This is a genomic window from Bacillus sp. MUM 13, from assembly GCF_001866725.1.
Taxonomy (GTDB): Bacteria; Bacillota; Bacilli; order Bacillales; family DSM-1321; genus Peribacillus.
Window position 1 is genome coordinate 21,070 of record NZ_MLYQ01000070.1, and the last position, 13,958, is coordinate 35,027.

The 13,958-nt window shown below is 40.5% G+C and carries 14 protein-coding genes; 9 read left to right on the plus strand and 5 right to left on the minus strand.

All coding sequences use genetic code 11. The annotated features are described in order from the left end of the window. Nucleotides 1-150: 150 nt before the first annotated feature. Nucleotides 151-507, minus strand: a complete 357-nt coding sequence (locus tag BIV59_RS16390) for a YlbF/YmcA family competence regulator (protein ID WP_071352528.1) — start codon at nt 505-507, stop codon at nt 151-153. 434 nt (nt 508-941) lie between these two features. On the opposite strand from BIV59_RS16390, the gene BIV59_RS16395 reads away from it, so the two are divergent. The 6 genes from BIV59_RS16395 (at nt 942) to BIV59_RS16420 (ending at nt 6,612) form a co-directional block, all read left to right on the plus strand. Continuing rightward, nucleotides 942-2,303 carry a YheC/YheD family endospore coat-associated protein gene (locus BIV59_RS16395; RefSeq protein WP_071352529.1) on the plus strand — a complete coding sequence of 454 codons (1,362 nt, stop codon included), beginning with the start codon at nt 942-944 and terminating at the stop codon, nt 2,301-2,303. A gap of 13 nt (nt 2,304-2,316) precedes the next feature. Beyond that, the gene (locus BIV59_RS16400) at nt 2,317-3,396 is read left to right on the plus strand and encodes a YheC/YheD family endospore coat-associated protein (RefSeq protein ID WP_071352543.1); all 1,080 of its coding nucleotides are present in this window, start codon (nt 2,317-2,319) and stop codon (nt 3,394-3,396) included. Then, on the plus strand, nt 3,397-4,764 hold the full coding sequence (locus BIV59_RS16405) for a YheC/YheD family endospore coat-associated protein (protein WP_071352530.1): 1,368 nt from the start codon (nt 3,397-3,399) through the stop codon (nt 4,762-4,764). After that, nucleotides 4,761-5,957: a YheC/YheD family endospore coat-associated protein gene (locus tag BIV59_RS16410; protein ID WP_083392223.1), complete on the plus strand. Its 1,197-nt coding sequence runs from the start codon at nt 4,761-4,763 to the stop codon at nt 5,955-5,957. Before BIV59_RS16405 ends, BIV59_RS16410 begins: the two co-directional genes overlap by 4 nt. A 63-nt stretch (nt 5,958-6,020) precedes the next feature. Continuing rightward, on the plus strand, nt 6,021-6,233 hold the full coding sequence (locus tag BIV59_RS16415) for a YheE family protein (RefSeq protein WP_071352531.1): 213 nt from the start codon (nt 6,021-6,023) through the stop codon (nt 6,231-6,233). Nucleotides 6,234-6,432: 199 nt separating this feature from the next. Then, entirely contained in the window at nt 6,433-6,612 is a 180-nt protein-coding gene (locus BIV59_RS16420) for a hypothetical protein (RefSeq protein ID WP_071352532.1), read from the plus strand. A 29-nt stretch (nt 6,613-6,641) separates the two neighbouring features. Here BIV59_RS16420 and BIV59_RS16425 read toward each other — a convergent pair whose 3' ends face one another. From BIV59_RS16425 to BIV59_RS16435, 3 genes are all read right to left on the minus strand, one after another. Beyond that, nucleotides 6,642-7,481 carry an MBL fold metallo-hydrolase gene (locus BIV59_RS16425; RefSeq protein ID WP_071352533.1) on the minus strand — a complete coding sequence of 280 codons (840 nt, stop codon included), beginning with the start codon at nt 7,479-7,481 and terminating at the stop codon, nt 6,642-6,644. Between the two features lie 123 nt (nt 7,482-7,604). Continuing rightward, a complete protein-coding gene (locus tag BIV59_RS16430; protein ID WP_071352534.1) occupies nt 7,605-9,068 on the minus strand; it encodes an aldehyde dehydrogenase family protein in 1,464 nt (487 codons plus the stop codon). Between the two features lie 48 nt (nt 9,069-9,116). Further along, nucleotides 9,117-9,857 carry an SDR family oxidoreductase gene (locus tag BIV59_RS16435; RefSeq protein ID WP_071352535.1) on the minus strand — a complete coding sequence of 247 codons (741 nt, stop codon included), beginning with the start codon at nt 9,855-9,857 and terminating at the stop codon, nt 9,117-9,119. Between the two features lie 189 nt (nt 9,858-10,046). Here BIV59_RS16435 and BIV59_RS16440 point away from each other — a divergent pair, with 189 nt between their 5' ends. From BIV59_RS16440 to BIV59_RS16450, 3 genes are all read left to right on the plus strand, one after another. After that, nucleotides 10,047-10,940: a PucR family transcriptional regulator gene (locus tag BIV59_RS16440; protein WP_071352536.1), complete on the plus strand. Its 894-nt coding sequence runs from the start codon at nt 10,047-10,049 to the stop codon at nt 10,938-10,940. A 123-nt stretch (nt 10,941-11,063) separates the two neighbouring features. Continuing rightward, nucleotides 11,064-12,173: an ABC transporter ATP-binding protein gene (locus BIV59_RS16445; protein WP_071352537.1), complete on the plus strand. Its 1,110-nt coding sequence runs from the start codon at nt 11,064-11,066 to the stop codon at nt 12,171-12,173. 286 nt (nt 12,174-12,459) lie between these two features. Beyond that, a complete protein-coding gene (locus BIV59_RS16450) occupies nt 12,460-13,131 on the plus strand; it encodes a CPBP family intramembrane glutamic endopeptidase (protein WP_071352538.1) in 672 nt (223 codons plus the stop codon). A gap of 57 nt (nt 13,132-13,188) precedes the next feature. Here the strand turns inward: BIV59_RS16450 and BIV59_RS16455 are convergent, their stop codons facing one another. Further along, the gene (locus BIV59_RS16455; protein WP_071352539.1) at nt 13,189-13,533 is read right to left on the minus strand and encodes a hypothetical protein; all 345 of its coding nucleotides are present in this window, start codon (nt 13,531-13,533) and stop codon (nt 13,189-13,191) included. Nucleotides 13,534-13,958: the final 425 nt, after the last annotated feature.

Consider the following 13,958-nt stretch of genomic DNA (forward strand, 5'->3'; position numbering starts at 1 on the left):
GTAGTGTCCTATTCCAACTTATGAAGAATAAGCGGATAATAGAACTCAAGTGACAGCCTTGCATCAATTCAGGAATCAGCTATGCCTAATAAGTTCTGCCAGTATAAAAAAATGCCCTGCCAGAATATACGGCAGAGCAAACAATCTTTATTATCCCTGTTCAGGCATTCCATATAAGTCTTCTAGCGGCTTCATGATAATTTTATTTAATTCCGCAATTACCATGCTCATTCTTTGTTCACTTTCCATTAATCGGGAAATGGCAGGATGCTGCTGCACAAGTGCTACAGTTTTCTGTGCCTGATCCACTTCCTCCTGGGTAATTTCCTGTCCCATCATCTGCTTTTGCTGTAGCCCCATTTGAAGCTGGCGGAAGTTATCAAACATTCCCCGTGCGGAAGGATCTGCATTGACCTGGTCATACAGGCTGCGCAAATCCGCATACTCCTTGCTGTTGCGGATAGCTCTTTCCATTTCGTATGCTACATCATATAAATTTCCACTCATATTTTTCCCTCCTAATAGTAAAGCTTCGTGCAGCAGAGGTTATCATCCCTTACTGCTGGTCCGCTGGATGAACTGGGCACTGCCTTGCATGCTTCATCGTTCCCGACTCCCAAGCGGATGCTTGCGGGCCGGTAAATGCGCTGGAAATGCTCTGGCATGCCATATCTTTTCAACTATAACAAAACACAGCTGCAATTACACTTAAATCCCTTATATATTTCAATACCGATTAAAGGATTTTCTGCTCTCTGCATTCACTCTTTTAAAATATTCTTTACCGTGCCTTAATATGTTTAAAATTAATGAAGATTCATTCCTTAAAAATAATGAATTGCATAAGTCAAACACTTTCCTTTGAATATGGGCATATCATGCTAGTATCAGCTAATATTCTCTTTTATATACCTTAAGCCTTGCACGAACGGGGAATGACAATGAAGGCAATTTACTGCAAAGTGACCATGCATTTCGTCAAAAACCAGAATTCATCGGTTATTTTCATTGATAATAATTTGCTTAAACACTGGGAAATTCAAGACGGGGATTCATTGGACCTTATAGCCGGCTGCAAAAAAGTAACATTAACAGTCCGCACATTATCCCACGGCAGCAGCACTGTCTTAATATCCGAAAACTCTGCTCAGATTCTTTGTTTGGCCCCTTTTGGCTTTCCTGTTCAAATGGCTTACTGCCCGAAAGGAAAAACTCTTTCAATTGGGCCTTATTTAGCCATTCTTACCAGTTCCTCAAGCAGCGGGCCTGAACCCTTTGGAGAATATGGAGATTTTCTGAGAGAAATGGCCGAATATTGCAAGCAGCATGGATATCCCTTTTATGCAGCAAAGCTTCAAAAAATAACCCCTGGAGAAACATTGGAAGGTTATTGGTTTAACGGCAACTGGGAGACCTCCCAATTCCCTTTGCCTGATGCTGTATATAACCGGATAGGATCGAGGAAGCTTGAACGTTCTGCCTTGTTCCAGGATTTTTCCGATCAGCTTAAAAAGATGAGAATTCCAATGTTTAACGGCTGTTTCCTTTCAAAATGGGAGGTTCATGATCTTTTGAGCTGTAACGCAGACCTGCTTCCGAATCTTCCTGACAGCATTCCTTTAAAGGAGGAAGAAAGCTTTGCATCCTTTCTGAGGAACTATTCAAGTGTATATGTCAAACCTGCCTTCGGAAGCCAGGGCAAAAACATTATTAAGCTTTCAAAAACTGAAGAAGGATGGGTTGTAGAGCATTCAGACGGCATTAAGGATACTTATTTGGCAGAAGCTGAAGAATTATTTCGCATGCTTAGTAAAATCAGCAGGAAAACTTCTTATATTGTCCAAAAAGGGATTTCACTGCTTGAAATTGATGATAAAAAAGTCGATTTCAGGGTTCTTATGAATAAAAATAAACATGGCATGTGGAAAGTGACTTCCATGGTCGCACGAATTGGTTATGCCGGGCATATCGTTTCCAATCTTTCAAGAGGCGGAGAAATGAAAAATGGCATGGAATTTTTATCTTCTATATTCGAGCAAAAAGAAGCGAGAAGGCTGTGCAGGCTACTGAAGGAGATTGCCCTCAAGACAGCTAATACACTTTCTGACAGCCGGGAAGATCTTTTCGGGGAACTCGGCATAGACCTTGCCCTTGATGCCAAAAGCCATCCATGGATCATTGAAGTGAATTCTAAGCCGTCAAAAAAATTCCAGGGAAATTATGAAAAGTTCCGTCCCTCAGTAAAGTCGGTCATTGAATATATGAATTATCTGTGCACTAAAGGAGAATTACATGAAACCTGAAAGGAGATGCCGTATGCTATCACTTGGAATTTTAACATCCCAAATATCCAAGGAACAGAAATACTTTTCCGAAATTGCCAAAAGCGCAAAAAATCTTCAGGTAAAAATTATGAAATTCTGCCCAGAAGGTATTGATGCGAATTCCGGAATGATTCAAGGTGAATCGTTTGTTCACAGCGAAGACAGATGGCTTCCTGCTCTTTTCCCGCCTCCTGCCTATGTATATGACCGCAGCTTTCATGGTCTTACACGGTCCAAAACACGAGCAAGGCAGAACATCATCTGGCTAAAGGAAGTATCTGAATTCCTTGGCTATGGCCTCCCGGGAAAGAAGGATGTCTATGATTCTTTAAAAAACCACCCGCGACTGTCCGCCTTTTTGCCTCCTACTGAAAAAGCCTATGGACCAGGAGACATCTGGAGGAGCCTTGAAACCTATAAAAAAGTGATAATCAAACCAGAATTCGGATCAAGAGGCGCAGGAATTTATCTTTTGGAGCAGACAGCAGAAGGAATTAACGTATCAATGAACAAAGAAGGAAAGAGATATGACAGACTGATTGAAACAAAGAGAGACAGCCTTTTCTGGCTTGATTCCATAATGAGAAAATACACCCTCCTTGTCCAGCCCTATCTTGAACTGTCAAATGACAATAGTGAACCTTTTGATGTCCGGATTCTTCTTCAAAAAAACAAAGAGAATGACTGGGAAGAAATAGGAAGAGGCATACGAACAGGAATAAAGGAATCCATAACAGCAAATCTTGCATCCGGCGGTAAAGCCGAAGCCTTTCAAACCTTTAATAAGACCATCCCCCCTTCGCTGCAGGATCAATATGAACAAAAAATCCAGACGATTATCACTCAGTTGCCGGGGGAATTGGAAGCAAACTTCCAAAGGCTGTTTGAAATAGGCCTGGATCTTGGCATAGACAAAAAAGGGCAGGTATGGATTTTGGATATTAACTCGAAACCCGGCAGAAAAATAATTGAAAAGCTTTACCCGGAAAAATTGAAAGCTCTGTACGAAGCACCTCTCGTCTACTCCGGGTATCTGGCCCGGACTGCGGAAAAAATGAAAGCAGGTGAATAAATGAAAAAAACCTATCCTGCAGAAATAGTCGTCATGAAGAGTCACACCTTGTTATATCCTTCCAAGCTTGGAAATCTGGATAAAATCGAACAAATCTGTTTTGGGAAATGCCGCCAAAATGCTGAAGTAAAGCCAAGCCCATTCAAAAGGCAATCGATCATCCTATCAGAGTCTTTGGCTGAATCCCTTCAATTTCCTGAAAGCACTGCTCCCCTCCATCTTTTTGTATATGGAAACAGCATCCATATCGGGCCGCTTGTGGGCATTTTCACATCTGGCTTCACTACATTCATCAATAAACCTCTGGGGGAACGATCGCAGTTCTTTTCCAGGCTGCTTTCTTTGAATGAAACAACAGGATGCATCCCGTTTGTGTTTGGGGAAAATCAAATAGACTGGGAAAAAGAAAGGATTAAGGGATATATATTCCAGGATAATCAATGGAGTGTCGCGGAATTTCCCTTCCCTGATGTAGTCTATGACCGGCTGCCGAATAGAAAAACTGAAAATAAATCAGGGCCCAAGGAAGTCAAAAGGAAATTCCAGGAGGAATACATGATTCCCTGGTATAATCCTGGTTTTTTCAACAAATGGGATATCTATCAGCGGCTGACAGATGACCAGCGGGCCATTCCGTATCTCCCGGAAACGTATCCTTTTCAATCTTTATCTGCCATTGAAGCCTTGCTTTCTAAATACAGGCAGGTCTTCATAAAGCCCGTCCATGGCAGCCTTGGTCTTGGCATTCATCAAATCCTTTATGATAAACAGAGCAATGCTTACTATTGCCGTTATAAAAACGATGAAAAAGAAAATAAGCTTCAGCGTTTTCCTTCTCTTGAATCTATGTTTGATTATGTTTTTAAAAACAAAAAAGTACAAAACCTGATTGTCCAGCAAGGCATTTCCCTTCTGCGGTACAATAACCGGGCAATAGATTTTCGTGTGCATACGAATAAAGACCAGCATGGAGCCTGGCAGGTTACCGCTATTGCAGCTAAAGTGGGCGGTGAAGGAAGTGTAACCACACATGTGAAAAATGGCGGAGAAATCAGGACAGTCGATGAGCTCTTTGAAAATCCGCAAGTATCACAGGAAGTACAGGAAAAGCTCTCATATGCCGCACTGGTCCTCAGCGATTGTATCGAGCAGCATTTGGATGGCATCATTGCGGAGATTGGTTTTGATCTCGGAATCGATAAAAAAGGCCGAATCTGGATGTTTGAAGCAAATTCTAAACCAGGCCGGTCCATCTTCTCTCATCCAAAATTAAAGGAATTTGAATTGCTCACACGCAAGCTGAGCCTGGATTACGCCGTTTATCTGGCTGAACAATATTTCACTGCTTCTGCAGGCAACAGGGAATGAACATCCATTATGTTCCTGAAAAAAGGGCCTGGCTTCACCAGGAAGGAAATCAAAAACTATATTTCAACAAGGGTTCTGCTGAGATCCTTTATAGTGAGCACATTGACAGTGCAGAAAATTATCCGTTCCATGTTTTACCCTTCAAAAAAACTAATGTACTATCCATCGGAATCTTAACATGTAAAAACAATAAACATGAGACCGGAATTGGAGGAAATGTCCCCTTATTCTGCGAGCTTCATAAGCATCTGACTGAAGAAGGGATTTTTTCCTTTGTTATGACAATTGAAGATGTCTTATTAAAAAACAATAAAGGATATATCATTGTACCTCATACAGGAAAATGGGAGGAAGTTCAAGTTCCGCTGCCTGATATTGTTTATAACCGCATACCCTCCCGCTCCATTGAGGCAACTTCCCGCTTTAAGAAGGTTAAAGATTGGTTTGGTTCCGAATCCATTTTCATGTTTAATCCTTGCTTCCTTGATAAGTATGAGATGCATACAACATTCAGCAAGGATCCCGCATTGCATTGTTTTTTACCGGATACCATCATGGCTGGCAGTGAAACAAGTCTTCAAAAGTTTATCGAAAATCATAAAACCATCTATCTGAAACCCAAAAAAGGCAATAGAGGAAACGGGATTTTTCTCGCTGCCCTGCATCATGATGGCTGCATTACGGCCAATGAACCTCATTGCAGTATATCTTTTGAAAATTTCGAAGCCTTTTGGAAACACTATTCAAAGCAGTTTAAAAAGAAAAACTATCTTGCCCAGCAAGCCATTATGTCGAAAAAAATTGATGGCCACCGGTACGATTTTCGGGTGCTTGTGCATTACAGCTTTGGTGTTTATTCGATCAGCGGCAAAGCTGTCCGTATGTCCCAATCCCAAGAAATTACGACACATGTGCCAAACGGCGGCAAGCTATATCCCTATAAATTGCTGCGGACGGGTAAGCTGGATGCAACGATTCAAGATATAGCACAGAGGTGCGGGACAATATTATCAGAGCATTTTGGTTTTTTCGGAGAATTTTCAATGGATCTTGGTGAAGATGAGACAGGAAATATATACTTATATGAAGTCAATTCCAAGCCGATGCAATTTGATGAAACAGCTATTGAAAAGAAACGGCTCAAGCAGTTAAGCTCCCTATTTAAAGATATTTCTAAGTTCAGCGATAATTGAACTATCGCAGCTTCCCGTTTTTCCATTATACTTGTGATAATAGAAAAAAATGGAGGGCTAGCCGTGATTACACACTTTCAATGGAAACCGTTATTCGAGGATGAAAAACTGCCAGGATGGCGGATTTCGTTTTATTATAAAAAACAGCATTTTCAGGGGATTTATCATCCTGAAGGCAGAATTGAATGGACCGGATCTCATCCTGCTGAAGAAGAGGAAAAGAATATTTCAGCCATGATTCATGAGCTTATGTTATATCATGTTTATGAATCATGACAGATATAAAATGAATCGCTTACATCATCCTGCTTTATTTTGCTTAAAATAATAGTTCTATTAAAACTCTTTGCTCATTGAAGCGGACAGGGTCATAGAGGCAGGAATATCTGAGCCCGCCAAGGCCCCTTTGCCAGAGATGAAAGCAGCAGAGCTTAACAGAGCTAAAGTAAGAAAAACAAATGCAGGAGGTACTTCGATGAAAGATAAAAATGCAACTTTTATTCCTGATACACCAAACGAAGGAAAGAATTCAGCCTATTTGGATATAGACCGCATTATAAATGAAGGTCTTGCTGGAGGAAATGTTTTTCAGGCAGAGCATGAAGTGAACATTGAAGAATCACATGATATCGACGGCGAAGAGCAGAATAATTAAACACACAAGTCAGATTTAAAGAGGCGGCATTAATTAATGTCCGCTCTCTTTTTTTCTTTGCTGGAACCAGTGTCATATCTGTCTCTTATTACAGAAGAAACAATATGCATGGTATCCCATTCATGCTGCGAAATTTCAATAAGAGGATATTTTTTCGAAAAAAGCAGGGAATGGATTTCTTCTTCACTAAGCCCTTTGCTGCTATGATAAAGAATGTCTCCTTCTAGTGTTTCGAGATAATCAAGTTTCTTCTGAAACATTTTCTTTCCATGTCTGACATAGCCTGCATGGCCGCAAAATACTTCCTCAAAATCATGTCTCAGCACATGTTTGATGGACTGAATGATGTCAGGAATTGATTCTTCCTTAAGGATAAGCCTTGTTTTTTGGGAAACATATAGGTCGCCGGAAAAAAGCATCCCCTTTTCACGGTTCAAAAAGACCATATGGTCCTTCGAATGGCCAGGGGTATGGAGAACCTCCCAGGAGTAATTCTCTGAATGCAGCTCTGCTTCCAGCGGCTTCGCCTGAAATCCTTCCCTATCTCCCCATAGCTGATGGCGGTATGGAAGATACTCTGCGTTCTCTGAGCAAATTCCCATGGACATAGGGTGAATAAAGACGGGAATATGTTTATTTTCACTAAGAAAGCGTCCCCCTCCTGTGTGGTCTTCATGATAATGTGTCATTGCCGCTTGCTGAATATCCTCCTTTTCAAAAAAAGGAATGAAATCCTTAAGAAGTGAAGCAGGCCCCGAATCTATCAGGAGCGCATCAATTAAATAGGCATAAATATTCATTTTGACATCACCATATGAAACAATTCCTTTAGCACATGTCACGTCGTGCACAGATGTAAGTTCAATCATTTTCTCCCTCCTTTCTTTATTTGATTCTCTTTCATATGCCTAAAACCTTCCTTCATGCCAATCATTCAATGATAAGTCAAGAGGCAGAGAAAGGGCCCGGAGTCAGTGACCCGGGCCTTGTGTTTATTTCTTGATAAAAGGATCGTATGAACGGGGCTGATGCTGAACGGATAGCCATTTCACTGTAGTGAATTCCTCAAGGACCCAGTCACCGTTAAAACGGCCCAAGCCTGAATTCTTTTCCCCGCCAAACGGCATAATCGCTTCATCATTGACTGGCTGATCATTCACATGAATCATCCCTGTGTCAATTTTGTGGGCAAGCAGGGTGCCTTTTTCGATATCAGAAGTATGCACTGCACCGCTTAATCCATAAGGATGGGCGTTCGCCATTTCCACAGCCTCTTCTTCAGAGTCATAAGTAATAATGGCTGCAACCGGTCCGAATATTTCGTTCTTAGCAATCGGCATGTCATTTGTAACATCTGTCAAGATAGCCGGCTGAAGGACGTTTCCTTCAATATTCCCTCCGTATACTAATTTTGCTCCCTGGCTGATGCTTTTTTCAATATCCTCTTGAATCCGTTTTGACTGATTCTCATTGATAAGCGGACCAACATTGGTGTCCTTTTCCTCAGGATTTCCGTACTTTAACGATTCAGTGATCCTTTTGAAGGCATCGGTAAATTCCTGGCTGATACTGCGATGAACAAAAATTCTGTTTATCGCCATGCAAATTTGTCCCTGATGATAAAATTTGCCGAAGATTGCCGATTCAGCTGCCTTTTCAATATCTGCATCTTCTCTAACAATGAAGACATTGTTGCCGCCGAGCTCAAGTGCGGCTTTTTTCAGGGATCCGCCTGCAAGCTCTGCTATATGCCTGCCCACTTCGGTTGACCCTGTAAACGAGATAAGGCGCGGAATCGGGTTGGTTACCATGTCATCGCCAATTTCCGAACCCTTGCCCGCCACTATATTTAATAAGCCTTTAGGAAGGCCGGCCGCTTCAAAGATGCTTGCAAAAATCAGGCCGCCTGTCACAGGTGTCTCTGTAGATGGCTTAACAACCACTGCGTTTCCGATGGCAAGTGCTGCGCCAACAGAGCGGATAGTCAAATGAAGCGGGAAATTCCAAGGAGAAATTACCCCGATAACACCAAGCGGTTTGCGGTACACTCTATTTTCTTTGCCTGGAGTCTGCGATGGAAGAATCTTTCCTTCGAGACGGAACGGAAAGGTTGCAGCTTCCTTTAACATACTCACAGAAGCCTGAAATTCGGCAGAAGCTTTTATAAAAGTGCTGCCTGCTTCTTTAATCAGCCAATCGATAATGGTTTCTTTTTGTTCCTCCATGATAGAGGCCGCTTTTTCAATGACAGCACGCTTTGTCTGAGGAAGCTCCTTTTCCCATTTAACCTGTGCCTGTGCTGCAGATTTATAGGCTTCATCCAGCTCTTCCTTGCTTGCAGCTTGAATGCGAAGAAGCTCTTCACCTGTAAAGGGATTACTATCAATCAATTCCTTATCGCTTTTTCCCTTGCGCCACTCGCCATTTATATAAATTTTAGTGAAGTCTGTATTCATGCTAACATTCCTCCATTCTAATATAGCCAATGTCAAAAGGAGTATTGATTATCCTTTTTGCTGAGTCGGACGGATGATAATTTCGTTAACATCCACATGTTCCGGCTGTTCAACGGCATATGCAATGGCCCTTGCGATGTCCTCGCTGTCTAAAGGCTTCATATTGAACCCTTTGAATTTATTAAGGATATCTTCATCTGTAATGGTATTGGTTAGTTCTGTAGCCACAGCTCCCGGCGATATGATTGTTGCACGGATGTTCAGCTCAGGATCGATTTCCTTTCTAAGTCCTTCAGTAATTGCGCGGACCGCAAATTTTGTTCCGCTATAAACAGCGCTTCCCGGGGAAATCACATGGCCGGCTACTGAAGAAATATTTACGATATGACCTTGTTTCTGTTTTTCCATGTATGGAAGCACGGCTGCTATTCCGTTCAATACTCCTTTAATGTTAACATCCACCATTTTATTCCATTCATCTGTCTTCTTTTTATTCAAGTAGGAAAGCGGCATTAGCCCTGCGTTATTCACTAAAATATGAATGGCTCCGAATTTTTCTGCTGCTGCTTTTGCCAATTCTTCCATTTCTTCTGCAGAGGTCACATCAGTAACCTTATATTCCGCTTTTCCTCCACTTTTTTCGATTTCCCTTTTCATCTCCTGCAAGCGTTCCTCCCGGCGTGCAGCAAGCATGACTGAAATTCCCTTACTTGCCAATTCTTTAGCTGTCGCCTGTCCGATGCCGCTGCTTGCTCCAGTGATAATGGCTGTTTTTGGGCTGTTTTCCATGAAAATCACCATTCCCTTTTAAATAGTTTAGTAGATGTACATTTTACTAACTTACCCTTCCATATCCTCACTAAACTATCTGAGTGCTTTGAATGTGCACTGCCTTTTCCTGCAAAAAAGCTCATAATAGTTATCAGAGAATCATTTCGGTATAATAAAAACAAATAATCGAAAAGAAGGAAATCATTCATGTTAGATAAATTGAAGGTAAAATATCCTAACGCGGTTTCTGGAAACGAGCCGCGGCAAAGCGACGGAGAATTTTTTTGGTTCCGTGACAGCAGCGGGACATTCGGAATTCCTAAAGAGGAAATCAGTTCAGCGGAAGCATCCCTCCTTCAGCTACTATTCCCTCACAATGAAGAAGTTTTCCTCAGCAGAAACGCATCAGAAATGAAAAGGCAGTGGAGTGAATTTTTATATCAAAATGACCGCAGTTTGCCTGTAACAAGCTGGAAGAAGGTGCGGTTTATTCATTTCAGCAGCCCAACTTCTGATTTTTCTTACCTGGACTTTGAAGAAGCGTTCACTTCTCTTGTTTCGGGGGATTCCCTTATTGTTTGGGAGGATGAAAATAGAGGGGCGATTATTGAGGGCGAATCAGACAGCAGCTTAGATGATCTTGACTTTTTTTCCATTGTTCAAACACTTGAAAGTGATTTTTATGTGAAAATACAGGCCTTCAGCGGACATTACCATCTTATGGATGAAAATCTTCCAACACACTTTCAGATGGAACAGAAGAGCTTTGAACTGGCTAAAAAGCATTCTCTTGATACTCGGATGTTCACATTGCCGGATGTGTTTCCTTTTGCAGTACTTGATGGACTGGCTCCTGAAGAATTCATTTGGTTTTGTGAGGAGCTGCTAGGTGATGCAGGGAAAGATGAAGAGCTGATAGGCACTGTTAAAACGTATATTGAGTGTAATTCAAATGCCAGCCTTGCCGCTAAAAAACTTTATATCCACCGGAACAGCCTTCAGTACCGCATTGATAAATTCATAGAAAAGACAGGACTCGACATCAGGACCTTTCACCATGCCCTTCCTGCCTATTTGTGTTTATTAAAAAAGGAAAAATAATGGAGCATGTACACCCTGCACAGTAAAACGCTTTCATTTTTGTGCAGGGTGTACATGTTCTTTTTTCGGATCAAAAGCTACAATAAAAGCATGAAATACATATTGTAATGGAGGGTGTTACAAATGGCAGAGTTAGTACTCGATCATATCTATAAAGTCTATGACAATAAAGTTACGGCTGTAGAAGATTTCAATTTAAATATTGCAGATAAAGAATTCATCGTTTTCGTTGGCCCATCAGGCTGCGGGAAATCAACAACTCTAAGAATGATTGCCGGCCTGGAAGAAATTTCAGATGGAGACTTCTTCATCGACGGCAAGCGTGTAAATGATGTACCTCCAAAAGACCGTGATATCGCAATGGTTTTCCAAAACTATGCACTTTATCCGCATATGTCTGTATATGATAATATGGCGTTTGGATTAAAACTGAGAAAAATGCCAAAATCAGAAATAGATACACGCGTTAAGGAAGCTGCGAAAATCCTTGGCCTTGAGCCGTATCTTGACCGTAAGCCTAAAGCATTATCAGGCGGACAGCGCCAGCGTGTAGCTCTTGGGCGCGCAATCGTGCGTGACGCTAAGGTATTCTTGATGGATGAACCATTATCCAACCTGGATGCAAAACTTCGCGTACAAATGCGTGCTGAAATTGCAAAGCTCCACAAACGCCTGAATACGACTACCATTTATGTAACACATGACCAGACAGAAGCCATGACAATGGCAACACGTCTTGTCGTTATGAAAGATGGAATCGTTCAGCAGGTTGGTGCCCCTAAGGAAGTTTATGAAAAGCCTGAAAATGTTTTCGTAGGCGGTTTCATTGGATCACCAGCTATGAACTTCTTATCCGGACAGCTTCAGGATGGCACAGTCCTAATTGGCAGCCAGTCCATTGCAGTGCCGGAAGGAAAAATGAAGGTTCTTCGCGATCAGGGCTATGTAGGCAAGGAGATCATCCTTGGAGTGCGTCCTGAAGATTTCCATGATGAACCATTATTCCTTGAAACATCACCTGATACAACAATCGCTGCCCACATCGATGTTGCAGAATTAATGGGTGCTGAGTTTATGCTTTATTCTACAATTGGCGGCCAGGACTTTGTTGCACGTGTAGATGCCCGTACTATCGTGAAGCCAGGTGACACTTTAGGAATGGCGATTGATATGAACAAAGCTCATTTCTTCGATAAAGAAACAGAATTCCGCATTCGCGCCAAAGGTGAATAATTAAGCAAAACAAAAGGCGAGCACAAATACTGTAACAGGTTCTCTTGTAAGGTGCAAAAAGTAAAAAAGCACAGTAAATAACATACAAAAAAGCATGGTAATTCGCAAAGGAATTCACCATGCTTTTTGTATTTCTTTTAACCCATATAAAGCCAAAAAGTGGTATGTCAAATGTTTTTATACTAGTATAATGGGATTTAGTAACAACTTGAAACCACTGATGTTTCTCTGATAGGAAATAAATTAGTAATGTAAAATGAGTAAATCTGCGAGATTAGGAGGAGAGATGGAATTAAATTTAAAGACTGAAAAAAACACCATAATTTGTAAGATGCAAACACTTATCTTATATCTTCTTTTCTTTTACTTTATTTGGACTTTAAAAGAGTTGTGGTTAATTAATTTCTTTCAATCATTTGGTGAGACAACCTATGCCTTACTGGAAGCATTAGTAAAGGTCTTGCTCTGGATAGTTCCAATTTGGATTTATGTAAAATACTATCTAAATACAAGCCCTATGAGTTACTTTAATATGAACATCAATGTAAGAAAAGGATTATTCTGGGGTATCATTCTTTCAACACTCGTTGGTTTGCGTTTTTTTATTGAAATATATCTCGTTAATAAAGAAACATTTCACTTTGTACTGCCATTAGACAGCTATCTTGATGGGTTTCTTGTGGTTGGAATTACGGAAGAAATGGTGTTTAGAGGGTTTCTGCTTAAAGAGTTTAATAAACGAAAGTCTTTTTGGAAAGCAAATGGAATCACATCATTTTTATTCTTGCTTATACACTATCCGATTTGGATTCATAACGGAGAATTTTTTCATTTTTGGACTCACGTTTATATTTTTCTGCTTGGGCTAATCTTTGGATTTGTTTATAAAAAGACAGGTTCATTATGGTTGGTTGTATTATTGCATTCATTTTATGATTTGTTTGTTAATATTATTTAGCACACACAAACCGCTTGGAACATCCCAACCATTTGGTTAGTGTGCTAATTATAGTTTTTAAGACATATAAATAATATCTTTTAAATCAAATACTTTATCTGTTAGTCCAATACGTTGAAATGGAGTCAGCATCTTCTTATCACTACCTTTGTATGGCAAACAAAAATTGTAATATGTGCGTAGGATAGTGATAGCATATTGAGAGTATTTTGGATTGAAATTGGCGTAGATATAACTTTTCCCTTTACCTCTTGCTGTAACCAATGAGCGTTCCAAAATAGATATACGTCTTCTTATTTGTTGAATAAAACTATTAGTCGCATGGTCATTTACTGAAAGTATCATATCTGCTAATTCATCATTTTCAAATGCACTTACATCAGTTCTACAGTCAATCGGCACACCCCCTTTATCAATTGGCGGTAGCGGAAGTTGTATGGGTTTATTGAGTCAAACCATTGCTCGTTTATCTGGAAGAATAATTCCCTCACAAAAACGTTGAGTCTTTAGTCTTTCAGTTAAATTAGACACTGGCTATTCCGTACAATGAAGAGTGGATTCCTTTTGCATCTCCCCAATCTTTAAGATCCTCTTTGCCTCTTATGTTCTTCATATGTCTGCTTTCTTAATTTAGTTTTGTCCATTTTGCAAACAAAATGATGGGCATTATACAAACGAAAATCTTTTGAAAAAACTCGATACATACCATTCATATATGAATTAACTTGAGATTTTATATGCGAATTCATTTGCTAAAACACTATTAATGTTCATGAACAACAAAAACAAGGGTACAAAATCATATGCGATTTTGTACCCTTGTTTTT

Bases quoted from the DNA above. Each gene is read 5' to 3' on its own strand.
- BIV59_RS16390 (WP_071352528.1), bottom strand. From the start codon at position 507: ATGAGTGGAAATTTATATGATGTAGCATACGAAATGGAAAGAGCTATC.
- BIV59_RS16395 (WP_071352529.1), top strand. From the start codon at position 942: ATGAAGGCAATTTACTGCAAAGTGACCATGCATTTCGTCAAAAACCAG.
- BIV59_RS16400 (WP_071352543.1), top strand. From the start codon at position 2,317: ATGCTATCACTTGGAATTTTAACATCCCAAATATCCAAGGAACAGAAA.
- BIV59_RS16405 (WP_071352530.1), top strand. From the start codon at position 3,397: ATGAAAAAAACCTATCCTGCAGAAATAGTCGTCATGAAGAGTCACACC.
- BIV59_RS16410 (WP_083392223.1), top strand. From the start codon at position 4,761: ATGAACATCCATTATGTTCCTGAAAAAAGGGCCTGGCTTCACCAGGAA.
- BIV59_RS16420 (WP_071352532.1), top strand. From the start codon at position 6,433: ATGAAAGATAAAAATGCAACTTTTATTCCTGATACACCAAACGAAGGA.
- BIV59_RS16425 (WP_071352533.1), bottom strand. From the start codon at position 7,481: ATGATTGAACTTACATCTGTGCACGACGTGACATGTGCTAAAGGAATT.
- BIV59_RS16430 (WP_071352534.1), bottom strand. From the start codon at position 9,068: ATGAATACAGACTTCACTAAAATTTATATAAATGGCGAGTGGCGCAAG.
- BIV59_RS16435 (WP_071352535.1), bottom strand. From the start codon at position 9,857: ATGGAAAACAGCCCAAAAACAGCCATTATCACTGGAGCAAGCAGCGGC.
- BIV59_RS16440 (WP_071352536.1), top strand. From the start codon at position 10,047: ATGTTAGATAAATTGAAGGTAAAATATCCTAACGCGGTTTCTGGAAAC.
- BIV59_RS16445 (WP_071352537.1), top strand. From the start codon at position 11,064: ATGGCAGAGTTAGTACTCGATCATATCTATAAAGTCTATGACAATAAA.
- BIV59_RS16450 (WP_071352538.1), top strand. From the start codon at position 12,460: ATGGAATTAAATTTAAAGACTGAAAAAAACACCATAATTTGTAAGATG.